The 24,372-nt window shown below is 67.1% G+C and carries 28 protein-coding genes; 8 read left to right on the plus strand and 20 right to left on the minus strand.

Features of this window, described 5'->3' with window-relative positions; translation table 11 throughout:
• Positions 1–108: 108 nt before the first annotated feature.
• A complete protein-coding gene (phaR, locus tag QN315_RS16785) occupies positions 109–789 on the plus strand; it encodes a polyhydroxyalkanoate synthesis repressor PhaR (protein ID WP_323990501.1) in 681 nt (226 codons plus the stop codon).
• Here phaR and QN315_RS16790 read toward each other — a convergent pair.
• The 6 genes from QN315_RS16790 to QN315_RS16815 form a co-directional block, all read right to left on the minus strand.
• A complete protein-coding gene (locus QN315_RS16790) occupies positions 758–2,023 on the minus strand; it encodes a DUF2125 domain-containing protein (protein ID WP_323990504.1) in 1,266 nt (421 codons plus the stop codon). The two genes, phaR and QN315_RS16790, sit on opposite strands and share 32 nt — an antisense overlap.
• Positions 2,024–2,327: 304 nt before the next feature.
• Positions 2,328–3,101: a lysophospholipid acyltransferase family protein gene (locus QN315_RS16795; RefSeq protein ID WP_323990506.1), complete on the minus strand. Its 774-nt coding sequence runs from the start codon at positions 3,099–3,101 to the stop codon at positions 2,328–2,330.
• Positions 3,102–3,255: 154 nt separating this feature from the next.
• Positions 3,256–3,735 (minus strand): SRPBCC family protein, encoded by a 480-nt coding sequence (locus tag QN315_RS16800; RefSeq protein ID WP_323990508.1) that lies wholly within the window; start codon positions 3,733–3,735, stop codon positions 3,256–3,258.
• A complete protein-coding gene (locus QN315_RS16805) occupies positions 3,722–4,063 on the minus strand; it encodes a metalloregulator ArsR/SmtB family transcription factor (RefSeq protein WP_323990510.1) in 342 nt (113 codons plus the stop codon). Before QN315_RS16805 ends, QN315_RS16800 begins: the two co-directional genes overlap by 14 nt.
• A 138-nt stretch (positions 4,064–4,201) precedes the next feature.
• Positions 4,202–5,746 (minus strand): S10 family serine carboxypeptidase-like protein, encoded by a 1,545-nt coding sequence (locus tag QN315_RS16810; RefSeq protein ID WP_323990512.1) that lies wholly within the window; start codon positions 5,744–5,746, stop codon positions 4,202–4,204.
• Positions 5,747–5,786: 40 nt separating this feature from the next.
• Complete coding sequence (locus tag QN315_RS16815) at positions 5,787–6,737, minus strand: S1/P1 nuclease (RefSeq protein WP_323990514.1); 951 nt, start codon at positions 6,735–6,737, stop codon at positions 5,787–5,789.
• A gap of 142 nt (positions 6,738–6,879) precedes the next feature.
• Between QN315_RS16815 and QN315_RS16820 the strand changes: the two genes are divergently transcribed.
• Genes QN315_RS16820 through QN315_RS16830 form a run of 3 tightly spaced genes read left to right on the plus strand, consistent with a single transcriptional unit; the run spans position 6,880 to position 9,076 of the window.
• Positions 6,880–8,358: a DUF6880 family protein gene (locus QN315_RS16820; RefSeq protein WP_323990516.1), complete on the plus strand. Its 1,479-nt coding sequence runs from the start codon at positions 6,880–6,882 to the stop codon at positions 8,356–8,358.
• 48 nt (positions 8,359–8,406) lie between these two features.
• A complete protein-coding gene (locus QN315_RS16825) occupies positions 8,407–8,655 on the plus strand; it encodes a hypothetical protein (protein ID WP_323990518.1) in 249 nt (82 codons plus the stop codon).
• A gap of 13 nt (positions 8,656–8,668) precedes the next feature.
• Positions 8,669–9,076, plus strand: a complete 408-nt coding sequence (locus tag QN315_RS16830; protein ID WP_323990520.1) for a hypothetical protein — start codon at positions 8,669–8,671, stop codon at positions 9,074–9,076.
• Positions 9,077–9,123: 47 nt separating this feature from the next.
• Here the strand turns inward: QN315_RS16830 and QN315_RS16835 are convergent, their stop codons facing one another.
• Positions 9,124–9,771 carry a glutathione S-transferase family protein gene (locus QN315_RS16835; RefSeq protein ID WP_323990522.1) on the minus strand — a complete coding sequence of 216 codons (648 nt, stop codon included), beginning with the start codon at positions 9,769–9,771 and terminating at the stop codon, positions 9,124–9,126.
• Positions 9,772–9,884: 113 nt separating this feature from the next.
• Here QN315_RS16835 and QN315_RS16840 point away from each other — a divergent pair, with 113 nt between their 5' ends.
• Entirely contained in the window at positions 9,885–10,802 is a 918-nt protein-coding gene (locus tag QN315_RS16840) for a class I SAM-dependent methyltransferase (protein WP_323990524.1), read from the plus strand.
• Between the two features lie 22 nt (positions 10,803–10,824).
• Here the strand turns inward: QN315_RS16840 and QN315_RS16845 are convergent, their stop codons facing one another.
• From QN315_RS16845 to QN315_RS16855, 3 genes are all read right to left on the minus strand, one after another.
• Positions 10,825–10,956 (minus strand): hypothetical protein, encoded by a 132-nt coding sequence (locus tag QN315_RS16845; RefSeq protein ID WP_323990526.1) that lies wholly within the window; start codon positions 10,954–10,956, stop codon positions 10,825–10,827.
• Entirely contained in the window at positions 10,949–11,212 is a 264-nt protein-coding gene (locus QN315_RS16850; RefSeq protein WP_110557921.1) for a type II toxin-antitoxin system RelB/DinJ family antitoxin, read from the minus strand. Before QN315_RS16850 ends, QN315_RS16845 begins: the two co-directional genes overlap by 8 nt.
• A gap of 290 nt (positions 11,213–11,502) precedes the next feature.
• The gene (locus QN315_RS16855) at positions 11,503–13,293 is read right to left on the minus strand and encodes an NAD-dependent malic enzyme (protein WP_323990528.1); all 1,791 of its coding nucleotides are present in this window, start codon (positions 13,291–13,293) and stop codon (positions 11,503–11,505) included.
• A gap of 390 nt (positions 13,294–13,683) precedes the next feature.
• Between QN315_RS16855 and QN315_RS16860 the strand changes: the two genes are divergently transcribed.
• Positions 13,684–14,055, plus strand: a complete 372-nt coding sequence (locus QN315_RS16860) for a type II toxin-antitoxin system RelE/ParE family toxin (protein ID WP_323990530.1) — start codon at positions 13,684–13,686, stop codon at positions 14,053–14,055.
• Positions 14,039–14,371: an XRE family transcriptional regulator gene (locus QN315_RS16865; protein ID WP_323990531.1), complete on the plus strand. Its 333-nt coding sequence runs from the start codon at positions 14,039–14,041 to the stop codon at positions 14,369–14,371. The genes QN315_RS16860 and QN315_RS16865 overlap by 17 nt, the downstream gene beginning before the upstream one ends.
• A gap of 572 nt (positions 14,372–14,943) precedes the next feature.
• Here the strand turns inward: QN315_RS16865 and QN315_RS16870 are convergent.
• From QN315_RS16870 to QN315_RS16895, 6 genes are all read right to left on the minus strand, one after another.
• Positions 14,944–15,807, minus strand: a complete 864-nt coding sequence (locus QN315_RS16870; protein WP_323990533.1) for a DUF5672 family protein — start codon at positions 15,805–15,807, stop codon at positions 14,944–14,946.
• Between the two features lie 120 nt (positions 15,808–15,927).
• Positions 15,928–16,203: a DUF6429 family protein gene (locus QN315_RS16875; RefSeq protein ID WP_323990534.1), complete on the minus strand. Its 276-nt coding sequence runs from the start codon at positions 16,201–16,203 to the stop codon at positions 15,928–15,930.
• Between the two features lie 26 nt (positions 16,204–16,229).
• A complete protein-coding gene (locus QN315_RS16880) occupies positions 16,230–16,802 on the minus strand; it encodes a DUF2867 domain-containing protein (protein ID WP_323990536.1) in 573 nt (190 codons plus the stop codon).
• 147 nt (positions 16,803–16,949) lie between these two features.
• Positions 16,950–17,519, minus strand: a complete 570-nt coding sequence (locus QN315_RS16885; protein WP_323990537.1) for a class I SAM-dependent methyltransferase — start codon at positions 17,517–17,519, stop codon at positions 16,950–16,952.
• A gap of 69 nt (positions 17,520–17,588) precedes the next feature.
• A complete protein-coding gene (locus QN315_RS16890; RefSeq protein ID WP_323990539.1) occupies positions 17,589–19,391 on the minus strand; it encodes a CocE/NonD family hydrolase in 1,803 nt (600 codons plus the stop codon).
• Between the two features lie 60 nt (positions 19,392–19,451).
• Positions 19,452–20,417, minus strand: coding sequence for an SDR family oxidoreductase (locus QN315_RS16895; protein WP_323990540.1), 966 nt, complete (start codon positions 20,415–20,417; stop codon positions 19,452–19,454).
• 115 nt (positions 20,418–20,532) lie between these two features.
• Between QN315_RS16895 and QN315_RS16900 the strand changes: the two genes are divergently transcribed.
• Positions 20,533–21,456: an AraC family transcriptional regulator gene (locus tag QN315_RS16900; RefSeq protein ID WP_323990541.1), complete on the plus strand. Its 924-nt coding sequence runs from the start codon at positions 20,533–20,535 to the stop codon at positions 21,454–21,456.
• Positions 21,457–21,465: 9 nt separating this feature from the next.
• Here QN315_RS16900 and QN315_RS16905 read toward each other — a convergent pair whose 3' ends face one another.
• The 4 genes from QN315_RS16905 to QN315_RS16920 all read right to left on the minus strand — a co-directional run bounded on the left by QN315_RS16905 (position 21,466) and on the right by QN315_RS16920 (position 24,371).
• Entirely contained in the window at positions 21,466–22,104 is a 639-nt protein-coding gene (locus tag QN315_RS16905; protein ID WP_323990542.1) for a YdcF family protein, read from the minus strand.
• 85 nt (positions 22,105–22,189) lie between these two features.
• On the minus strand, positions 22,190–23,239 hold the full coding sequence (locus QN315_RS16910; protein WP_408904658.1) for a cell division protein FtsX: 1,050 nt from the start codon (positions 23,237–23,239) through the stop codon (positions 22,190–22,192).
• Between the two features lie 4 nt (positions 23,240–23,243).
• Entirely contained in the window at positions 23,244–23,912 is a 669-nt protein-coding gene (locus tag QN315_RS16915) for an ATP-binding cassette domain-containing protein (RefSeq protein ID WP_323990546.1), read from the minus strand.
• Positions 23,913–23,933: 21 nt separating this feature from the next.
• Positions 23,934–24,371: a hypothetical protein gene (locus tag QN315_RS16920; protein ID WP_246285812.1), complete on the minus strand. Its 438-nt coding sequence runs from the start codon at positions 24,369–24,371 to the stop codon at positions 23,934–23,936.
• Position 24,372: the final 1 nt, after the last annotated feature.

The raw sequence follows: 24,372 nt of genomic DNA on the forward strand, positions 1-24,372 counted from the left end.
CATACAGGCGGCCGTGATGCATCCATCCTCGCCGGATTCGCGTTCAGCCAGGACGTGCCATCGCTTCGTTCCGCCCACCCCGTGCCGACCGACGGCCCAGCTTCGTTGATGGAGGCCATATTGCCGGATGCCAGCAGCCCGGTCGCCCCGATCGTCATCAAGAAATACGCGAACCGTCGCCTGTACGACACCGAAAGCTCGATCTACATCACCCTCGACACGCTGGCTGATATGGTCCGCGCTGGCAAGGAGTTCGTGGTCCATGACGCGCGCACCGGCGACGACATCACCCGCGCCGTCCTGACCCAGATCATCATGGAGGAAGAGACCAAGGGCCGCGCCATGCTGCCCGCCACCTTCCTCCGGCAGCTCATCCGCTTCTACGGCGACAGCATGCAGGGGCTGGTGCCCGACTATCTGGACCAGATGATGGAACAGTTCGCCGCCGGCCAGAAGCAGGTCCGCGCCACGATGCAGCGGACGATGGAAACCTTCCTGCCGCCCGAGATGGAAAAGATCGGGCGGCAGAACCTGGCGATGATGGACCGCGCCATGTCGATGTTCGCCGCCTTCTACCAGCCGGCGCCCGACCAGCCCCCGGCCTCCCGCTCCCCCGAACCCGCGCCGTCTTCCGCGCCATCCGCCGCCGAAACCATGGAGCAGGAACTCCAGCGCCTCCGGCAGGAAGTCGCGTCCCTGCGCGACGCCCTCGCTCCCTCCGACGCCGATGCCGACGCCATGGATTTCACGACGGATTTCACGGCCACCCGACAGGCACGCTCCCGATAAAGACCTGCCGCCCGCGCAGCCGCAGCGTCAGGTCCACCGGCCGGTCGCTCGGCGCCGGCCCGTCCTCTCCCCGGTTCTCGCCCCCGTCATCGCTCTCGTCCCGACGCATGCTTCCATGCGCATCGCCCCGGGATACCCCCGGCATCCCCGCCGCCCACCGGTCGATCGCGTCGATCGCCCGCGCCAGGTCCGGCGCCACCGGCCCATCCCGGCCCAGCGCGCGCACCGTCCGGCCGATCCCGGCCACCGACAGGGTCAGGTCCCCGTCCGCCCCATCGCGTTCCAGACCCCGTTCCAGACAGGCCCATTCCAGGCTGGCCCATTCCAGACAGCAACGCCCCACCAGGCGCCCCACCAGACGCACCGACAGGGTCGACCAGGCGGCATGCACATCCTGCACCAGCAGGGTGCGCCCATCGCCCGCCAGCGCCAGCGTCACCCCGCCATCCCGCAGCATCCCGGCCTCCGGCAGGGCAGGGGGCACGGACCACCCCAAGGGCCGCCGAAACGGCAATTCCCGCGGCAGCCACACCTGCCGGACCGACAGCGCCAGCGCCAGGCGGCTCGCCGCCGGGCCGGCCGCCTCATCCCAGACGCCGCGCCCGTGCAATCCCGCCAGGCCGAACCCGATCGACCATCCCCCCGGTCCCGTCACCCGCAGCGCCAGACGCCGGGCCGCCCAGGTCGCGTGTCCGGCCGCCATCCCGCCCGGCCGTCCCGATCGTCCCGGCATCTCCGCCAGCGGCAGCATGATGCGCGCGGCCTCGCCCCGGCCGCGCAGCACCCATGCCGCGTCCGGCCGCGCCGGGTCGGTCACGCGCAGCACCTGCGCGCCGTCCAGCCCCACGCGCAACCGCCCCGGATGCAGCAGCGACAGCGACAACACCACGCGCTCCGCCGCCCAGGCGGCCCGGTCACGCCCCGCCGGCCCGCCGATCGGCCCGTCCAGCGCCAGTCCCGCCAGCACGATCCGCGCCGTCAGCGGCGATCCGCCGCGCATCCGCACGCCCGTCCGCACCTGCCACCCCTGGCGGGCCAGATCGGCGCTCCAGCGCGCCACCGCCGCATCCAGCCGGCACTGCGCCACCCACCATGCCGACAGGTCGGCCAGCATCAGACACGCCACGGCCAGACACGGCACAGTTAGACACGGCACGGCCAGGCGCCGCGCCCGGCACCCCTGGACGATCCGTCTCGCCATCCGGGACAGGGCAGGAGGGGCGGGTACGATCACGCCGTTCGATCACGCATGTCAAAAATGGCCGCGAACAACTTGATTCACATAAGATTAACATTGATGGCGCTAGGGTCGCCGCGCAGCCGTATGGAATTTATCCACAGGCGCCGCACGCGGTTCCGCCCCTGCCGTAACCCTTTGTTTCGGCCCATGCCGACTCGGCGTCAACCCTGCGCGGATAGAAATTTATTCGTTGCGAAATAAAGCACTTGCGGGATTTTCAGCCCCGGCACCCCGATCCACCCGCCCCCTGCGCCGCCGGGCGGACCGCCCGGCCCCTCTTCCAGGGGAACGACAAATCTTATTGATCGACCGAATGGGGGACAGGAACGCCCACAGAGTTATCCACAGGATTGTCCCGTGGGTCCCGGGCCGTAAATCCGCGGGACAAATCGTCCCAGGCCGCTGAGATCGCGGGAAGAATCCCGTTCCGCCCCAGGTCCGGCGGCAGGGCGGCCCCGATGGCGATATGGATCGTTCCGGGATGCTTGACAAACGCATTGCGCGACCAGCACAGGCCGGAATCCGTGGCCACAGGAATGACGGGCAGGCCGGTATGTCCGGCCATCGCGACGATGCCGGGGTGCAGCCTGGCCGTCTCGCCCGGCCGGGTCCGCGTCCCTTCGGGAAAGATGACGATCTGCCGCCCGTCCGCCGCCGCCTGCCCGGCCGCGCCCAGCAGCGCCCGCAGCGCCTTCGCGCCTTCCGCGCGCCGCACCGGGATCATCCCGGCCAGCAGCAGCATCGGCCCCACCAGCGGCAGGCGCGTCAGCTCCTCTTTCATCACATAGGCCGGCCGCTCCACCAGGTTCATCCACACCAGCGTGTCGAACGCCGACTGGTGCTGCGACGCCACCAGGCAGGGCCGGGCCGCCGGCAGATGCTCCCGCCCCGTCACCACCAGCCGGATGCCGCAGATCCGGCGCAACCCGCCGACCGCCAGCCGGGTCCACAGCTTGGCATAAGGCAGCGCCAGCGACCGCGCGAACAGCCGGATCGGCCACGCCCCGACCCCCATGACCAGCGTCAGCAACATGAAATAGACGTTGAACAGGCACGCGCGGACAAAAATCATGGCAGGCTTCTCACCTCGGAACGGCCAAGTGGGAACGATCAGGCAGGAACGATCACGCAGGAACGACCAAGCCGCCCTACACGAGAACGCGCCACACCAGAACCCCACAAGGCGAGCCGCTCCCCTGATTCGGCCCGCGACGCCCGGCCCGGTCTCAGATCCGCAGGGCCAGTTCCTCCAATTGGGTCAGACAGGTCCCCCATCCCTGGAAGAACCCCATTTCCTCGTGCTTCGCCCGGTCCTGCGCGCTCTTGTGCCGCACCAGCGCGCGATAGCGCGTGCCGCCGGGGACCGGCTCCATCGTGATCTCCGCCGTCATGAAGGCTTCGTCATTCGGCCGGAATTGCGGCCCCAGGCCGTCGGTCCAGACCAGGCGCCGCTCCGGCTCCACGATCAGGACGCATCCCGGCTTTTCCGGAAAATCCACGCCTTCCGGCGAACGCATCACGACATTGAACGCGCCGCCCGGCACAAGCGCGATGTCCGCCTTGGCCACGCCATACGGCCGGGGCGCGAACCATTGCTTCAGCAGGTCGGGCTCGGTCCAGGCGCGCCATAGCTGGGCCGGGCTGGCCTTGACCGTGCGTTCGAGGACGAGGTCGAGGTCGGGGTCGATCTGGTCATTCATGTCCATGGGTATTGTCCTGTTCGGCCAGCGTTTCGACGAAGGAATCCAATTGATTCAAGCGGGTTTCCCAAACACGCCGCTCCTGTTCCAGCCAGCCTTGCGCCGCCGCCAGCGCGCCGGGACGCAACTGGCACATGCGGACCCGGCCCATTTTGCGAGAGACGACGATCTCGCTCTCCTCAAGCACATGGATGTGCTTCATGAAGCTGGGCAGGGCCATGCGATGCTGCCGCGCCAACTCGCCGACGCTGGCCGGCCCGCCCGCAAGCTGCGCGATGACCGCGCGGCGGGTGCCATCCGACAGAGAGTGAAAGACGCGATCAAGGTAAGCCATATGGCTAACTAATTGCATCCGCGCATTCCTGTCAAGTCAGTAATCCATTCGGCTAAGTTTATCCGCCGAAAGCCCGGACCGACGAAAGCCCAGACCGGCGAAGACGCGGGTCCCGCGTCCCCGGCCGGCCACCGCCGATCACTTCAATTGCACGGCCGATGCGGCATAGAAGCCTTCGACGTCATGCCACAGCGCGGCGCGGCTCTCGGGGCGGGTGTACAGCATATGCCCGCCGGGATAGAGATGCAGGCCGATCCGCTCGGCGCCGACGGGGATATGGTCGCGGGTCCAGCGTGTGGTGCCGAACGGGCAGGCCATGTCGAAATAGCCGTTGGCGACGAAGACGCGCAGGCCGGGATCGATCGCCAGCAGCTTGCGCAGCAGCGCGACCTGGTCGGTCATCGGCGACCCATGGTCGCCCCAGCGCCACGCGCCGTTCACCTCCATGCTCAGCAGGTCGTACGTCAGCTCGGTGCGAAAGCCCAGCTCGTTCGCGGCATAGCCGGCGAAGGCATTGCCATAGGCCCGGCCGAACCCGAACAGCGTCGGATCGGGGCTGTCGTTGTTGTCGATCCCCTCGGGATACGGATCGGCGATGGATTGCGTGAAATCGTACAGCCCATACAGCCGCCCGCCGCGGCTGCGTACGTCGTGCGACATCGGGTCCAGCGCGCCGCGCTGCTTGGCCACCACCTCTTCCGGCAGGCCCGTACGCCGGGCGATCTCGGCATAGAACGCCTGCGCCTCCGCCCCCTGCGGCGGCGCGTTCGCCAGCGTCGTCAGATAGGGCCCGAACGCATAGCGATAGGCATCGTCCAGCGCCGCCGGCGTCAATTGATGCGCCGCGTCCAGATGGGCGGCAATGAAGGTCGGCAGCGTCATGGCCGAGGCCAGCGGATTGTTGGCCGCATCCAGGAACTGCATCTGGATGGCCGGCGAGATCATGACGATGCCGTTGACGATCAGGTTCTGCTGCTGCTGCAACTGCCACGCGACCTGGATCGAACGGATGCCGCCATAGCTCTCGCCGACCAGGTAATGGGGCGAGGCCTGCCGTCCGTTCTGTCCGACCCACAGTTCGATGGCCTTGGCGAAGGCCGAACCGTCCTTGGTCACGCCGTAATAGGCGTCGGCCGCCTTGTGCGGGTCGATCGGCCGGCTATAGCCGGTGCCGACCGCGTCGATGAACACCATGTCCGTGGCCGGCAGCCAACTGTCGGGATTGTCCACCAGGCGCGCCGCCGCGCCGTCGGTGGGCATGCCCGCCGGGAATTGCAGGGCCCGCGGCCCCGCCGCGCCCAGGTTGAGGTACGCCGTGCCCGCGCCCGGCCCGCCATTGAAGAAGAACGAGACCGGCCGCCCCGGCCCCGCGCCATCCTGGGTATAGGCGACATAGAAGATTTTGGCCCCCGGCTTGCCGTCCTCGTCGCGTAGCGTCAGCGTTCCGGCATGGGCGGTATAGGCGATGGTCCGCCCACCGGCCGTATAGCGATGTTTCGTGACCGAATCCGCGGGCAGCAGCCCGGCCTGGCCGTTCTCCGCCGGCGCGGCCTTGGCCGTGTCGGCCTTCGACGCTTCGGCCGGCTTGTCGGCGGCAAGGCCAGGGGACGCCAGACCGGGTGCCAGACAGGGCGCCAGGCAGGCCGAGGCCAGCAGAAGGGCGGCAAAACGGGTGCGGAACATGAAAATCCTCTCGGTGATCAGCACATCAGAAACATTACAATCAGCGCGCCCGGACCGGCGCGGACGCCGCGGCCGGCAGGGCGGCGTTCAGCACGTCCGCCAGCCGCACCCCGGCCTGCTCCAGGCGGACCTGGATCACCGGCCACGCCGCCTGGTCGTAGGGCGCGCCCAATGCAATCCCGGGTGCAATCCCGGGGCCGTTTCCGGCGTGGGGCAGGTCGGCATAGACCACGTCGCGCGCCAGGGCATGGCTCTCGTTCGCCCAGGCGGCGACGACCGGACCCAGCGATCCGGGCAGGCCCTGCGGGGCCCAGGCCGCCGCCTGTCCCGGCGTGATCGCGTCGTTCAGGATGGCGGCCTCCTGCCGCGCGCGGGCCAGGTCGATCGCGTAATGCGGGCCGGTCGTCAGGCCGGTTTCGTGTTCCAGAATCCCCTCGTCCCACAGGGAATGCAGGTTCAGGTGCCCGTTCCGCGTCTCGCCGAAATAGCTGACCTTGACCATGTTGCCGCCCTTGTCATGGTCGCGTTCGGCGGCGTGCAGCGGCTGATGGATGTCGCCCACCAGATGCACCACCCATTTCAGGGCCGCCAGCCGCTTCGCGCGCGGGGCACGCGCGTCGCCCAGCACGCGCAACAGGTCCGGCAGGCGCGCCACCACGCAATTCCCGTCCGGACAATCGGCGGCGGCATAGCCGGGGGCGGCGACGTCGATATCGACATAATGCCACGGCAGGGTCTCCGGCGCCCCGCCCCGCTCAGGCGGAATATGGCCGATGCTGTCGGGCCACGAGGCGATCTGATCCATCGTCCGATGGCCTTCCAGGGCCAGCAGATCGCCCACCTGCCGCGCGGCGGCCGGGCTCAGGCGCGCCTCGGCGATATCGGCGACGATCGCATGCCCATTCCCACCCCAGGCCAGGGCTGGCCGCGCCGCTCCCGCGCCCAGGCCCATCACCAGCGCGGCGCAGCCCAGCACCATGCGTATCGTCATCCCGTCTTTTCCTCCATGCCCGTCTTCCCTCCATGAACATCGAGCGGGCCATTATTCGGCGCAAAAGGGAATATGCAATCCCGGCTCGCCCTCCTCGGCCGGCTCGATTGCGCCGCGCGATCCCCTCCCATAACCTGCCGCCATGGCCCGATCCCCCTCGCCGAAATCCCCCTCATCGCAATCTCCGGCGCCGAAATCCCGCGCGCCGAAAACCGCGTCCCGCAAGCCCGCCGTGCCGGCGAAGGCGGGCACGACCCTCACCCGGGAAAACCTGCAGGCGCTCGGCGCCGAACGCCTGGCCTCATTCCTGATGGAACTGGCCGAGCACGACGCGGCCCTCGGCCGGACGCTGCGCATGGCGCTGACGGCCGCCCACGCCAGGGACCGGCTCGGCAAGGAGGTCGAGAAGCGCCTGCGCGCGATCCAGCGGTCCCGCGGGTTCCTGTCCTGGGACAAGCTGAAGCCGCTGGCGGCGGAACTGGACGCCCTGCGGCACACGATTCTCGAAGACGTCGCGGCGGCGGATATCGAAACGGCAGCGCGGACCATGCGCCTGCTCGTGGAACTCGCGCCGTCCATCCATGAGCGAAGCGACGACAACGGCTATCTGTCGAACGTGTTCTGCGACGCCGCGTCGGATCTCGGGCGGCTCTGGGGCCGCCTGCCCAACCGGAAACCGGCCGATGTCGTCGAGGATATTCTCACGCTCCTCGACAGTGACGAGTACGGCACATGCGACGACCTGCTGTCGTCGTGCCGGGCCGCGCTCGGAACGGACGGGGCGGCGCTGCTGAGGGCGACGCTCATGAAGCGGCTGCAGGCCCTGCCGCTTCCCAGGGACGGCGAGGATTATCGTGCCATCGGCGCCCGCTTTCGCATCACGCGCCGGTTGCAGGACCTGGCCGACGCCATGGACGATGTCGCGGCCTATATCGAGGCCGTCGGCCTCGGCACGCACCCGGACCGCTTCATCGGCGACGTGGCGCGGCGCCTGCTGGACAAGGGCCGCGCCCGCGAGGCCCTGGAATGGCTCGCGCGCGAACCGGCCGAGGCCGTTCGGTTCGACGGCGCAAGCGACGATCTCAGGATCGAAGCCCATGAGGCCGCGGGAGAACGGGACACGGCCCAGGCCCTGCGACTGAAAATCTTCCACACACGCCTCAGCCTGCCGCACTGGCGGGCCTACCAGCGCCATCTCGGCGACTACGACGCGATCGATGCCGAGGAGCAGGCGCTCGCCCACATCATCGATTTCCCCGACAGGGCGGCGGCGCTCGCCGCCCTGCTGGAATGGCCCGCGCTGGACGAGGCCGCCCGCCTCGTGCGTACCCACGCCGACACGCTGGACGGGCGGAATTACGCGACCCTGCGCCCGGCGGCCGAACGCCTCTCGGAAGCCCATCCCAACGAGGCCACACGGCTTTACCGCCGCCTGGTCGAGGCGGTGCTGGACCAGGCGCTCTCCCGCTCCTATTCCTACGCGGCGAAGGACCTCAAAGCCTGCCATGCCCTCGCCCCCATGATGACCGACGCCCCGGGCCTGGAAACCCACGAGGCATTCATGACCCACCTCAAGACACGTCACAGGCGCAAGCTCGGCTTCTGGTCCCTGGTGTCCTGATTCCGGAATTCGCAAGCGAATTTTGGAATCGAAAGGACAGTTTTGTTCGTGATGGCCGAATTCACCGTGGACCGGCCGGGACGGTCGATAAAACTGATCGGCACGCATATCCATGGCGCGACGGGCAACGCGGTCGGGTTCGCCAATCTGAAAACCATTGCTCAGGCCGTTCTGGAAAGGATGGATCCCGATGAAATCGTCATTGAAGGAGGAATTCGCACGACTGGGGCCGGTCCGGGCCATGTCCCGCGTCCGTTCCGGTTCACGCGCCAGATTCTCCCTGACCTTGGAACGTAAGGATTGGCCGGGATTGAATGCGATTGCCGCCACGATGGCGCTGGCCAGGCGGGGGACGACGATGCTGGCAGCCAAACATGTCATCGAGACGCTGATCGCGGAAACGAAGGGCCAGGACCTGGGGCGCGCGGTCGTCCTGCTGCCGCGCACCGATAGCGTCGAGGCTGTGACCGCCGATCTCGGCCAGGCCGGCATCCGGGCGGTCCACAATGACCACAAGGCCGAGGTGGACGTTGCCGCCATCCGGAAGAGGCTGAAGCTCAGCCGCCGTCAGTTCGCGCTCTGGTATGGGCTGGAGGAAGAAACCATCAAGGGATGGGAAAGCGGCGAACGCACGCCGGACACCGCGGCCAGGAGCTATCTGCGCGCAATCGCCAATCGGCCGGACGCGGTGCGTGACGCCTATCGCGAAGCGGGATGAAGCGGCGTCGGCTCTCGATCTGCCGGACGGACGGACGGATGTCACGGTCATCCCCGCTCCCCGGCCGGGGGCGTGTATTGCGCGGCAAAAGCCCGCTTATAGGCGGGCCGCGCCTCGCCGCGGGCGACATAGGCGGCCAGGTTCGGATAGTCGTCCAGAAGGCCCGACGCCCTCAGCCGGAGCAGCACCGACACCATCATCAGGTCCCCCGCACTGAATGCGCCATCAAGCCATTCGGCATCGCCAAGACGATCGGAAAGCGGCGCCAGCCGGTCGCGAACGCGCCCCGCGACCAGCGGCAGGCGCGCCGCGCTCCAGGGCTTGTCGCTCTCCAGAAGCCTGGCGGTCGCGAGTTCGAGGATCGGCGGCTCCACCGTGTTGAGCGCGGCGAACATCCAGGTGATCGCCCGCGCCCGCGCATCGGCGTCGTCCGGCAGCAGGCCCGCGTGGCGCTCGGCGACATGCAACACGATCGACCCACTCTCGAACAAAACGAGGCCGCCGTCCTCATAGGTCGGAATCTGGCCGAAAGGCTGAAGCGCCAGATGCGCGGCCTTCTTCATCTCAGCGAACGAAACGGGGCGAACGTCATAAGGCTGGCCCACTTCTTCAAGCGCCCAGCGAACGCGCATGTCACGCGCCAGCCCCCTGCCGCGATCGGGCGATCGCCTGAAGACGGTAATGATGGGGGTCATAAGGAGCCTCCGAGCGACCATCATCTCCACAAGCGTGGCTTTCGCCGTCCGGTTGCAGAAGACGAACCTTCCGGCGATGCCGGCTTTCGCAAGCCGCCGCCCTCTGCCGGGGCATGTCGGGCTTCAGGCGTTCCCCTGTCCGGTCGAGGCTATTATTCCTGACGGGAAGCGGATATCACCAGACGCGCGTGGATGTTTTTCACCGGCGGGCGTCTCAATGCCGGGACGATGCAACAGGAATTTTGCAAGTGCACGATACAGCCCTTGAACTTGGCCGCCGTTTCTTCATGCATTATGCTTCGGGGGCCGAGGACCCTCACATCCTTGACCTCGGATCGATGGACGTCAACGGATCGCTGCGTTCCGTTTGCAGTCCGGCAATGCGTTATACCGGCGTCGATATGGACGCCGGCCCCGGCGTGGATCTCGTGCTCGCGGACCCCTATGTCCTACCGTTTGATGATTGCACCTTTTCCGCGGTGGTCAGCTCCTCCTGCTTCGAACATAGCGACATGTTCTGGCTGATTTTCCTCGAAACGCTGCGCGTGCTCCGTCCCGGCGGCTATCTTTACGTGAACGCGCCGAGCAATGGCTGGTACCATCCCTATCCGCGGGACTGCTGGCGGTTCTATCCGGACTGCGGACTGTCCCTCGTCACCTGGGGCCGGCGGCAGGGCATGGACGTGCACCTGATGGAAAGCTTCGTCGCGCCACGCTCGGCGGATGGCTGGAACGACATGGTGCTGGTCTTCCGCAAGGGCGCCGGCACCGCCGATGCGGTGCCGATCAGCAGCACCCTGCCGGGCGCGGGCGGCGTCCGCGCGGCGCCCGATATCGGCGTGCTCCAGAAACCGTTCGACATGTCGCCCGACATGCAGATCATCAATACCCTGCTTCAGACACTCAAACAGAAAGACGAACAGATCGCGGCGCTCGAACGGATGGTCAACGAAAGCCATCAGGCCATCGCGGCCTATCTCGCAGCACGCCCCGACCAGCAGAACGGCCTGGCGGCGGAGAAAAATCCGTGACCGCCAAATGAAATGGCCGCTTTCACCTCCCGAGCAATCCTGTATCGCCCATCAGCACGAAGCCTGCTGCAACCAATGCGGCGCGAACGCTCCCGTCCAGATCGTCCCATTCCCGGAGTGCGCGATCGTCGAATTCGATCGCGTATTCAGTCATCCGGATGACGGGCCTTCAATTCCGCCAGCGTCATGCGATGGCGCGGCGCGGGGTCGGCGAGGCGTTCGCGGACGATTTCGATCAGCCTCGCGTCCTCGTCGGTCACGAGCCGCCGCTTGACGGGCGGCTGACCAGTCTCGGCGATATAGGCCAGGGTGTCGCGCAACACATCGGACAGGGACATGCCTTGCGCCGACAGCTTCGCAACGGCGGCGGCCTTGAGGGTATCGTCGACGCGGAATGTCACAGCGGACATGGTTGCCTCCCTGATTGCAGTACATATGTAATACATCTGTACGAATATGAAAAGCACGAAATCGGGCAGGCTCCCGAACGTACTGTCCACATCGAACGACGGAGATGACCATATGTCCGGCTGGCGGCGATCTGATCCAGCCGCCGTTCGAACGGACTCGTTTGAAGGGGCAAAAATTCTAGGTAAAATAATAATTTAGGGTATTTCCACTGAACCGGTGTCCAGCGGAAATGCCCTAATGGAGGCGTCGGGCTTGATCGCAACAAGCGGCCCGGACTCAGACAGCGTCCTCAGACAGCCTCGACCGGATTGTAAACGGGCCACCATTGCCGCTCGCGGACGGCTTCGACGATATTGCCGGGCTTCTCCTGCGCCAGCCCCTGTTCGATCGCCTTGCGCGCCACCTGCACGGCGACGACGCTGGACGTCTCCCGCAAATCTTCGTTCGACGGCAGCAGGGCGGCGCCGGGCGCCGTATCCGTGGCCTGCCCTGCCACGGCCTGCGCGGCCGCGAAAATCATCGCGTCGGATACCGTTGTCGCGCGCGAGACGATGGTCCCGAAACCCAGGCCCGGATAGAGCGCGGCATTGTTGGCCTGCCCGATCGTGTAGGTGACGCCCTTGTGTTCGACATCGTCGAACGGCGCGCCGGTCGCCACCAGAACCTTTCCGTCAGTCCATTCGATCAACTGCGTGGGCGTGGCCTCATGCAGTTGCGTCGGGTTCGACAGCGGCAGGATGATCGGCCGTTCAACGTGAGACGCCATGTCACGTACGATGGCTTCGGTGAACAGATGCGGCGTCGTCGAGGTCCCGATCAGGATGGTCGGATGCACGGCCTTCACGACCGTCGCGAGATCGATGATGCCGGGGGCCGCGGCGATCTTGGCGCGAAGCCCGGCCATGGCCGGCCAGCGCGTTTCCGTCGCGGGCAACGTTTCGCACGGCGTCCGTGGATACTGCGCGATTTCCGCCTCCGGTCGCGCGTAATCCCTCTGGAAATCAAGCAGGTCGTCGCCCATGCCATCGGTCAACAGACCAGGAAGATCCACCAGCCAGATCCGTCGCACGGCGTCTTGCCGGCCCACCCCGTGACGAACCATCTGGTCGCGGATCTGGTCGGCGATGCCGACACCCGCCGTCCCGGCCCCGAGGATGACCACGCGCTGATCGGCCCATGACGCGCCGCTACGTTCGACGGCGTTGATCAGGGCGCCCAGAACGATGGCTCCCGTGCCCTGTACGTCATCGTTGAAGGTCGGAACGGTGTTCCGATAACGATCCAGGATGCGACGCACATTGGTCGAACCGAAATCTTCCCAGTGCAGCATGGCCTTCGGGAAAAGCTTTCGTGCCGCGGTAACGTAGGCGTCGATGAACGCATCATAGGCGCCGCCGCGAACGCGACTGTGCCGGTAGCCAATATAAAGCGGATCGTTCAGCAATTTTTCGTTGTCTGTCCCGACATCCAGAATCACGGGAACGACGCGATGCGGATCGACCCCCGCCGCCGCGGTGTAGACAGCCAGCTTACCGATCGAGATATCGATGCCGTTGGATCCCCAATCGCCTATACCGAGGATTTCCTCGGCATCGCTCGCGACGAGAAGATCGATATCGTCGGCCCCGGCACCGAACGCCGCCAGCCTTTCCTCGACGCTGTCGGGATCGTCGATGCCGAGGAACACGCCGCGCGGCCGCGTCATCACCTCGCTGTAATTCTCGATTGCCTCCCCGACGACCGGATCATACACGACGGGCAGCATTTCCATCATATGCCGCTGCAGAAGCGCATAGAACAGCGTGACGTTGTCGTCGTGCAGGCGCCACATGTAGATATGCTTCGCCAGATCCGTCGGCGCCGCTCTGTACGCCCGATAGGCGCGCGCAAGTTGGGGCTCCATATCCGTCGTGACGGCCGGCGGCAGCAGCCCGTTCAGGCCAAGCGCGGCCCGCTCCTGACGCGTGAACGCAGTGCCCTTGTTAAGGGCGGGATCACGCAGCACGTCATAACCGCGTGCCGTCGTCGCAATCCTGCGCCCCGCGCCGAAACCCGAGATCCGAGCCTGTCTGCTGAACATCTTGACCTCCTCGCCACTATGGTTGCCATCAGGCGATAGTCCAGTGAAGCGGTGCCGGGAACACGTTCGAACCTTGGACGAGCCCGCGTCACCCGGCAAGCCCGGCTCGCGTAATCCGTGTCCTTTCCGGATGTTCGCGTTTGCGTCATGCTGGGGGAGGGACAACGCGTCGAGACGACGCGGCGCGAGTGGAAGGCGCCGGCACGGACGACCGGACCGTGCCGTTGGCACCCCCGGCTTTTTGCCGTGGAGCGCCGCGATTGTTCTGGGGATGGCAGGCGTCCGGTCTTGCTCGTGGCACTATGCGGCATTCGGCGGCAAATGGCGGTGTGGCCGCGAGGGATGGAATTATCTTGACCTGATCCTATGCGGAGGAATAGTATTCACTTTATGGAATGGCCGATCGAATATACGGATGAGTTCGGAAGATGGTGGGATACGCTCACCGAAGCCGAGCAGATCAGCATCGACGCCCATATGCGTAAGCTGGAACAGCGCGGTCCGAGCCTGCCGTTCCCCTATTCGAGCGGTATCAACGGGTCGAGGCACGCCCATATGCGGGAACTGCGGGTGCAGAGTGGAGGCAGGCCGCTGCGGGTGTTTTATGCCTTCGATCCGCGCCGCATGGCGATCCTGCTGATCGGCGGGGACAAGACCGGCGACGGGCGGTTCTACGATCGCATGATCCCGATGGCTGATGATCTTTATGATGAGCATCTGGCGGAACTGGAAAAGGAGAAGGACGATGGCCGGAAGGCATAGTTTCGCGGAACTTCGCGCCCGCATGTCGCCCGAGGCCCAGGCCCAGGCGGAAGTCGAAGCGCAGCGTCTCGGTGGGGAAATGGACCTCGCCGAAGTGCGGCGTGCCCTGAAACTCTCGCAGGAGGAAATCGGCCAGACGCTGCAGATCAAGCAGGGGTCGGTCGCCAAGATCGAGAAGCGGGCCGACATGTATGTCAGCACACTCCGCCGCTTTATCGAGGCGATGGGGGGTGAACTGGAAATCGTTGCCCGATTCCCCGATCACTCGGTGAAGATTCGCAATTTCTCCGAACTGAACGAGAAACAGGTGCTCTGAGGCGTACGCCAGTCCCGCCGATTGCCGCTATGACCTGCGCTAGAGCATCATCCGACCGGATGGACTCATCCGGTCGGATAAAGATGCTCGTTAAAACAATGAGCTAGCCTGATAACGGGATTTGTGATGTTCCGGGCCTGATGTTTCCGATTGTCGGACCTGTCCATTCTCGAAATCAATGAGGCAGGATCCTGATCCCTGAACTCATGAACCTTCCGAAGCACACGCTCATTCGCTATCCCCAGGCGGACATGCAAGCGCTTCCGTTTCCGGCCGCCTGTGCTTCACCGTCCCCGTCATCGTCTGCGGGACGTCGCGCGGGCGCGAGGGATCGCCGGTCAGCCGGCATGGCGGCCCGGCCATAGGGTCGGAAGTCTGGACGGAATTCGGCGCGGATATGTGGACCTATGTCTGCCAGGCGGGGTTCTCCCGTCTGCCGATCAATGCCGTAGATTACCCCGCCGGAATCGCAATGACCGCATATCGGTGCATGACATGCCGGCGGTCCGAACCCAGCCGGACCGCCGGATAGCATCGCGTGACGGGACGGTTCCACCCCATCGCAATCCGCCCTATATCTCCAAAAGCATTTTCGCAAATTCCGGCGCCACGCCGGCCTGGCGGAAATGCGCGTCCAGCCCATCCCCGCCCACGCAGGCCAGCAGCCGCCGCATGGCGGCATGCGCGGCCGAATATTTTTTCACCGCCAGGCAGCAGGCCGCATATTCCAGAAATTCACGGCTCCTGACCAGGCCCACGGGCAGTGCCGCGGTGATCTCAAGCAGATCGTCATCACCAAGATGGCGCCACAGATTGAAAAAACCATGAAATCCAAAGGTCCGTCCATCCGGCAGCGCGCGCTCGTACGCGAAACGGCGGGCCAGGGCCTCCGGCGCGAAAACGATGCCGAATTCGCTCTCCAGCCGCGCAGCCAGCACGCGACAGATCATCTCGTCCTCGCCCAGCCCGGCCGTCTGCTCAGGCGCGATCTCCGCCACCGCCTTCAGCAGCTTGCGCGACCGAAGGGAGAAACCGCCATTCCCGACCCGGCGCTGCGCATGCCAATCCCATACCGCGCCGATATAGTCATAGGCCGCGAACGCCCCGTCCCACGCCGTGCCATCCAGCACGAAACCGTCCCATTGCACGATCAGCACATGGGTCGTGTCGATATGATGATGAAGATCGCGCAGGATGAAGCGCGAATACGCGTCCCGGCTGGCAAGGGCGGGAATGGCGACATGCTCGATCCCCGCCGCAAGCGTCGCAGGCCGCGCCGACGACAGAAGCACGGCCCTGTCGAACCGCATTTTCAGGCATGACCGCCGCAGCGCATCCGCCGCAAGCTGCGGCGTGATGTCGTCCACCGCGCAGATCGTCAGACTCGGGGGCAGGTGGGAAACCTGCCGCGGCGGGCCCTGTGTGCCGGACGACATGCGGGGAAGCCCTCTCTCTCTTTCCATCCGGCGCGGCGAAGCGACGGCCAAGGGCATCCCATAGGCCGCCCACCCCACGCTGTCGAGAGCGCCCGCCCTCCGGGCGTCAGGACCTCCCGGTCACGTCTTGCCGTCTCGCATGAACAACCGTTCGAACAACGCACGCGACCGGGCGATGCCCTCGTCGGTCAGCACGACGGATTTCGCCTTGCCGACCGGGTTGCCGATCAGGCCCTTCTGGTAAAGACGGTCGAGCACGTCCCAGTCGAAACCTTTCCAGGCGCGGCCGTCACGATCCAGCGTCAGGGACAGCAGCGCGAGCACGGCATCGTCGATCGCGCCAATATCGATCGCGCCAATGTCGATCCGGCGCTCGGTTTCATTCTTGCGCGGCATGTTCACGTCCTTCCCCAAGCTCGCCGCTACCGGGCCGGCCACCCGCGCTGCCGGGCGCGATCCAGCGCAGCGCGCACCACCCTGCGATGAAACGGCAGGATAAGGGCAATATACGCGCGTCCCAGCAGACGATTATAGAAGACGAGCGTGGTCACCGTCAGCCGGCGGGGCTGCCCTTGAGAGGCCGGCTGCACGAGCAGCGATACGCGGAAATCGAGATGCGCATCGTCCTCGCCGATGATGATTTCGCCATCATGCCGCGCGAACACCCGAAAAAAATTGATCCGGTCGCCGCCGCCGGCCCGAAGCCCGGCCGTGCTCCGAATGCCGAAGGGCCGTACAAGACCGTCCCGGATTCTCAGCAGCATCGCGACCCACGCGGCAGGCTGCGCGAAGACGTGCCGCGCGAGCACCTCCACATCATGGGACGCGGCATCCGGCAGATCCACCGAAAACGCGTCGGCAAAATCGGCGCGGGCATAGGTCGAACGCAGCCGTGACGCCGACGGCAAGCCGACCTGCCGGACACGCGCACCGGAGGGTCCCCCGGCGGCGTCGATCGATGGATAGCGCGATGGAACGGGACGGAACCCCGACATCGCACGATCCCCTGCAGCACGCGGCATCTCGTCCTTCCCCGACCCGACCTCTCCTGACCGCTCGCGCCGTCCACGGCACGCGATCCCAGGAATTTCAGCCAATCCATCCTGACCGCAGCGCGCGGGCCGATCAAGCGACGAAGATCGTCAATCCGCCGGAGCATCGGCCCGGCGCGCGGGCCAGACATACAGCGCCGCCGCGCCGAGAGGCCCGGCGGTGTCCCGGGACGCGGCCGCCGCCCTGTCGCGGAACCGGAAGGAGAGCGAGACCACCGGCGTGCCGGGCGCGAGCATGCGATCGAGGAACCCCGCCAGTTTCGGCATCGGCTGGATCATCAGATAGCACGTCACGCCCGCCGCATCCGTCAGGTCGCAATCGTAAAAATTCCCCCTCCACAGCGATACGTTGGGCAGGTTGCGGGTCCGCAGGCGCGCAATCCAATAGGGAAGGGGCGACATTTCGATCCCCCGGATCCGGGCCGTGGGAAAGGCGCGCGCCAGTGCGATCACCAGCGCGCCCCAGCCAGAGCCCAGCTCATACACGATCGCGTGTTCGGCCAGGCCGGCCTCTTTCAACAGCGCGACGACATCGGCGGCCTCGACCGAACGCGACGACAGCGGCGGAACTCCGGTAATGCCCTGGAAGAGAAGCAGCGACAGGCAGAGCCCGGACACGATCAGCAGGGCGGCGATCGAAAAATATTCAAACCCGGACATCTGGCGACCGATCTCGCTGAAAGGGCTGGAAGGAAGCCGGAACGGCCCGCGCCATATCCCGCCCCATAGTCAGCGGCGATCGGGAATGCGCGGCAGCAGAAGATAGGATGCATGCTCTCCCCCGGTCGCAACCGTGTCCGTTCCGCCATAGAGCGCGGGGTCGCGGTTCGGATGGGCCGCGAAGAACAGGCCGGAATTGTTCGCATTCGGAAGATCGTAATCCTTGGCATGGACGATATTGGCGCCCGGCCCGTACCCGAAATCCTTTCCCTGAATCGTCACGGCCAGACGGTATCCTCTTGGGATCACGATGCTCGTCGGTTCGTCGAATTCCACATCCACCGGGTAAAGCCTCCCGGGCGTCATCGGCTCCGATCCGGCATGCGGATGGAACGGGGCATACGCGCGCGACCGCGCCGGACCTGCGGCACGATGCGAAACGCGCAGAAAACCCAGGTCGAGCGGCATGTTCGGGTCGCTGTTGCCCACGAATGTAACGTCCCGGCCCTGGGGATCGATCAGCCGGACGGCGGCGAAGAGATCCATGTCGGCCGTCGAGGACCCGACCCAGAGCCGCAGGGCGACGGGGCCGGTAAATTCCGTCTGCTCCGTAAAGGGCGACGTCGTGAAGGTGATCCCCGCACCCAGTCCCGGATAGGATGCCTCCGCGGGCGTTGCGGCCTTCTGCATCGGCCCGAGCGATCCGGTCCTGGCATCGAGATAATAGCGCTCCCAGCGCGTATCCGGCAGCGGCCAGGCCGATGCCGACCGCCAGAAGGTGCCGTCCGGGCGCCTGATCTGCAGGGCGATCCGCGGTTCCTTTTGCCAGCCATTGTCGATGCCCTTCAGGAAATGGTCGAAGAACCGCTTCTGAAGAGCGAACGCCGCGTCGGAATAGAAGGGTGTCAGATGATCGCCTGTCTGGATGCGCAGCCATTTCTGCGTGCTGGCGGCGGCACGATAACCCTCCGTGCTCCAGTCCGTCCAGTTGGCGACGTCCAGCAGCGGCACCGTGATCCGGCTCCCGTCCGGCGTCCGCTGGCGATAATAGACGCCGTCGAACGGGTGCGCCGCGAAGGCCATGACCGGATCGACACGGTTCCGCTTCAGGATCTCGGGCGAGAGCGGCGCCCCGGTGTCCGTACCGCCATTGATCGAGTCGACCAGCTTCGTCTGCCTGTTGCCGTTCTGGTTGGGCACCACCTGGTGGGTCCACCAATATTCCCACGCAACGTTGAGAATCCCGCCATAATAGGCGATCTCGCGATATTGGTCGAACGCGCCCTCCCACGGCAGGATCGCCGCCAGGCCCTCCGGCTGCAGCGCGGCGACCTGATATTGATTGATCGCCTGGAACGACGTGCCGAGCAGCCCCACCTTTCCCGAACTCCAGGGCCGGTGCGCCGCCCAGGTGATCAGCGTCGCATAATCCTCGGTCTCGCGCGGCGAAAAGGGATCCAGCACCCCGGGCGACGCGCCGGCGCCGCGAACGTCCGCGTGGATGACGACATAACCGTTCGCGACCCAGCGTTCGGGATCCGGCGCCTCGAACCGGATATAGCGGCAGGAGGATATCCTGCACAGATCGGGATATTTCGCGATCAGCTTCGCCCAGGACGTCTTATAGGCCGGGGCATCGGCCATCGCCGTGTCCTTGCCGTAGGGTCCCATCAGGACCAGCACCGGATGGCGCCCCGGCGTGTCCGGGCGATAGATGTTGACGCGCAGGTCCAGGCCGTCGGTCATGGTGACCGGCACGTCATGGTCGAAGACCAGGCCGGGCACGCCGGACGCCACGCGCGCCGCCAGACTCGGCTGGGCCGCCGCGACGCCGAGGGTGAAGGCCAGGGGCAGGAATTTGATCGATCGCATCGAAAAGAATCCTCTGTCGCGTGTGTCGTGTGTGTGCGTGCAGGCCGCGCCCCGGAATCTTCAGGCGTGTGCACCATGAAGAGCGACTGCGATATCGGCCATCAATCGTGGATGCGTCGGACGCCAGCCCAGCCGCTCCTGCGTGCCCCGGCTCGAAACCGGATTGTCCGCGCCGACGAAGGGCGCGAGCCAGCCAAAATGCCCGGAAGCGGCTTCGGGCGGCAGGCCGCGCACCGGCACGCCGAGATGGCGCCCGATGGCTTCCGCGATGTCGCGGAACGGGATGCCGTCTTCGGCGACCGCATGGTGGTGGACGCCGGCCTCACCCTGTTCGAGCGCCAGCCGGAACAGATGGGACGCGTCGCGCCGATGCACCGCGGCCCATCTGTTCGCGCCGTCGGCGACATAGGCCGAAACCCGCTTTTTGCGCGCGATCGCGATCAGCCGGGTGACCAGGCCCTGCCTCGTCTCGTCATGCACCGTCGGTGGCAGCCGAACGGTCGCGGCCTTCACGCCGCGTGCGACAAGCGCCAGGGCCGCCGTTTCGGATCGGGCCCGCAGGCCCCCTACCGCATCCGGATCGGCGGCGTCCGTTTCGACCGCCGGGCGCCCCGGCGCCATCGCCATGGTCGGAAAGGCGACGACAAGCGATCGTCCGCCGGCGCAGAGCACATCGCCCAGCGTCTCGATCGCGCGCCCGTCCGCCGCGACGGCGGCGGTCATGAACCGCCTGGCGATCTCGGCCGGGCGTCCCCCGACCATGATCCGCAACCGGGTCCCCAGACCGGCCTGCGAAAAGGCGTGGAAGAAGGCGGTGTGGATCACGCCGTCCGCTTCGGATGCGCCCCGGCGCAGGCTGCCAAGATCGTCCAGCGACCCATGAATGGCTTTCGCGCCCGCCGCGGCCAGCGCCGCGGCTTTGTCGGCGGAACGGACAAGGCCGATCACCTCATGCCCCGCGGCGACCAGATCCCGGACCACCGCGGACCCGACAAATCCGGTCGCACCGGTGACGAACACGCGCATCACATCTCTCCTCGCCTTTTGCCGCAGCCGGCTTCCGGGCAAATTAGGCACTGGATGACGAACGATCTATGCCATAGAATTCGTATTTGGTTTTCAATCGTTCGGATTATCGCGGATGGACCCGCTATCGGAAATGCTGTCGCTGCTGAAGCTGCAGAGCTACGTGTCCGGCGGCTTCGATGCGGGCGGCGATTGGGCCGTGCAGTTCGGCCCTCACGACGGGATCAAGTTCCACGCCGTCATCTCAGGCACATGCTGGGTGTCGGTCGACGGCATGCCCGACCCGGTACAGGTCAGGGCGGGTGAATGTTTCCTGCTGGCGAGGGGCAAGCCGTTTCGTCTCGCCAGCGACCTGTCGGTCGCGCCGATGGACCTCCGCACGCTGCTCCCGCCGGTCCATGACGGGCGGATCGTCACCTATAACCAGGGCGGCGCGTTCCTCAGCATCGGCGGCTATTTCACCCTGGCCGACCGCCAGGCCGACCTGCTTCTGAACAGGCTCCCCCCGCTCATCCATATCCGCGAGGAACCCGATCGGGCGACGCTGCGCTGGTGCGTCGAGCGCATGCGGCAGGAACTGCTCGACCCGCAGCCCGGCGATTTCATCGTCGCGCAGCAGCTCGCCACCATGGTGCTGGTGCAGGTCTTGCGGCTGCACCTGTCGCACGGGCGGCGCGACGGGGCCGGCTGGCTCTTCGCGCTTGCCGACCAGCGGCTGCGGGCGGTGATCGAAGCCCTGCACGACTCTCCCGGCCGCCGGTGGACCCTGCAGGCCATGGCCGAGAAGGCCGCCATGTCGCGCACGATCTTCGCGCTGAAATTCAAGGAGACGGTCGGGCTCTCGCCGATGGGCTACCTGACGCGCTGGCGCATGATGCTGGCCGCGGATCGCCTGGCCCACTCCCGCGATTCCGTTGCGGAAATCGGCCTGGCACTCGGCTACGAATCCGAAAAATCCTTCAGCACGGCATTCAAGCGGGTCATGAACTGCCCGCCACGCCAATATGGCCGCCGGCAGGCATCCAGCCGCGCCGGCTAGCCAAGTACATCATTCCCCGCTGTCCCGCCGCCCGTACGCATCCATGTCCCGCGCCAGCCCCAGGCTGGCCAGGATCCATTTGTCATATTCCGTGGCGATCACCCGCAGCGACGACACATGGTAGGGATCGCGCAGAACCGGCGGCTGGATCGGATAGGGATACAGCGTCACGTCGGGCAGCGTCCGGCCGATCTCCATCATCGCGCGGCGGATATGGTACCCCGCCGTCACCACGATCAGCGACCGGATCGCATTGTCCCGCGCCCAGGCGGCGGTTTCGTCCGCATTGCCGATGGTCGACGTCGCATGGCGCCCCAGCGTGACGCGCGCCCACATGTCGGGCGGCGGCATGGCGCCGCGCGCCACGGGCTGCAGCCGCACCGCCACACTGGCCGGCGTGGCATGCGGCGCCACGCCCGAAATCAGCAATCGCCGCCCGCGCGCGTCGGCCAGCAGCCGCAGCGACGCCTCGATCCGCCCCTGGCCCCCGGTCAGCACCACGATCCCGTCCGCCCGGGGCGGCATCACCGCCGGGCGCAACGCATCATGAACGAACCAGGCAAATCCCCCCGCCCAGATCCCGCCGAACAGCACCAGGCCGGCCAGCGCCCCACACAGAAAACGCGCAGCCGCCGCCCGCCCGCTCATGCCGGCAAGCCCCGGGGGACAGACCGCGGCCGGCCGGCTCCGCCGCTCGCTGCGATCATGGGCAGGCGGCGGATGGGCAGGCGGCTCATGGCAGCCGGCGCAGCCAGCCGCGCACCGTCACCTGCGTGGTCAGCCAGCCGATCAGCGCCGCCGCCGGCGCCAGCGCCAGCAGCGTCACCACCAGCGGCACCGGCAGCACGGACAGCATCCCCATCCAGCCGCCCCCCATCCAGCCACCTCCCGGCAGGGCCGCCGGGGCAGGGGGCATGGCGGCGGCCGGCCCGTCGGCGGCAAAGGGCGCCGCCACCCGCGACAGCAGCACCAGCACCGGCAGCGCCAGCACGCTGCCGATCAATCCGCCCAGACAGGCCAGCAGCGCCGTCCGCCGCGCGAAACGCCCGGCGATGTAACCGTCGCTCGCCCCCATGGCATGGATCAGCTCGATCGGCTGGCGCCGCGCCCCCAGCCCGGCGCGGGTGGTGGCGGCAATCAGCACGATCGCGATCCCTGCCACGATCAGCACCGCCAGGATGGCGCACAGCCGCAAACTGTCCGCCAGCGCGCCCAGCCGGTCGCTCCACACCGCATTGCGCTCAACCAGCGTGCCGGGCGCCCGCGCCTCCAGCCGCCGGGCCAGCGCGGCACTGTCGATCCCGCCGCCGCCCGGCGCCAGATGCAATTCGATCACCGCCGGCAGCGCCAGGGCGAAATCGCCGTCCCGGCCCAGCCATGGCGCCAGCAGCGCCGCCAGTTCCGCCTTGCCCAGCCGGTGTACGCCCGACGCGCCCGGCATGTCGGCCAGCGCCGCCAGCACCGCATCCACCCGCGTCGGCGCGCCCGCCGCCCCGACCACCATCCCACCGGCCGCCATCCCGCCAGCCGGGGCAGGGGCGGTGGCATCGTCCGGCTGCGGCACCTGGATGGTCACGATCGACGCCGCCCCGGCCGACCAGCGTTCCGCCAGCACCTGCGCCCCGGTCGCCCCGGCCAGCGCCAGCGCCGCCAGCACGGCCATCGCCGCCACCATCAGCGGCAGCAGCCGGTCGGGAATCGCCTTGCGCAGCGCCAGCCCATCGGCGCGCCGGGCCCGGCTCCATCGCGCCAGCCGTCCGGATTCCGGCCGGTATTCCGACATCCGCTCAGCCATCGCGCACCAGCCGGCCCTGGGCCAGTTCCAGCGCGTGCGCCGGATAGCGGCGGATCAGCGTATCGTTATGGGTGGCCACCACGATGGTGGTGCCCAACCCCGCCAGGTCGCGAAACAATTCCATCAGCCGCCCGGCCTGGTACTCGTCCAGCGCATTGGTGGGCTCGTCGGCCAGAATCAGCGCCGGCCGGTGGATCACCGCCCGCGCGATGGCCACGCGCTGCTGCTCCCCGCCGGAAAGCTGCGGCGGGCGCGACGCCGCCCGCTCGCCCAGCCCCACCCAGTCCAGGATCGCCCGCACCTCGTCGCGGATCTCGTCCTCGGGCCGGCGCTGCAGGCGCAGCGGCAGCGCGATATTGTCGAAAACCGGCAAATCCGGCAGCAGGCGGAAATCCTGCTGCACGATGCCGATCCGCCGGCGCAGCCGCGCCAGCGCCGCCCGCCGCGCCCCGTCCACCGCCGCGCCCAGCACCTCCAGCCGCCCCGATGTCGGCCGCGCCCCCAGCGCCAGCAGCCGCAGCAGGCTGGATTTCCCGGCCCCCGAGGGGCCCAGCAGCCAGCGGAATCCCCCCTGCGGCACGTCGAACGACACCAGCCGCAGCGCCGCGCCGCCCGGGCCGGCCGTGTCATAGCGAAAACTGACGTCGCGCAGCCGGATCACGCGGGCCGTCCGGACGGGCTCTTACATCTCGCGCGCGGCAATGGCGGCCAGGGTCGCGCAGACCGCGGCGGCGCCCATCATCAGCAGCCCGTCGGTCACCAGCGACCACGCGGTCAGCACATGCGACCCCACCACGATTTCCTGCGGAATGGTGCCGGCCACATGGGTCACGATGTCACGCGCCTGCGGGTCCGCGGCCGCCGCGCTGGCGCCGATCGCCCCGATCAGGCGCGGCAGCACGCTCCAGCCGACCCCCAGGATCAGCACCAGCGGCGCCAGCAATTCGGTGACCTGCTGCACGAAATAGAACAGGCAATAGAACACGGCGCACAGCGCCACGCGGACCAGGCGGCCGATGGCCAGGCGCGACGGCACGCGGCCCGCCGACGGAAGAAACCGCTCGGCGGCACGTCCCGGGTTGAAGCTGTCCATGACGATCGTCTCCGGCAACTTATGCATG

The sequence above is a fragment of the Nguyenibacter sp. L1 genome (assembly GCF_035199985.1).
GTDB classification, from domain to species: Bacteria; Pseudomonadota; Alphaproteobacteria; order Acetobacterales; family Acetobacteraceae; genus Gluconacetobacter; species Gluconacetobacter vanlangensis.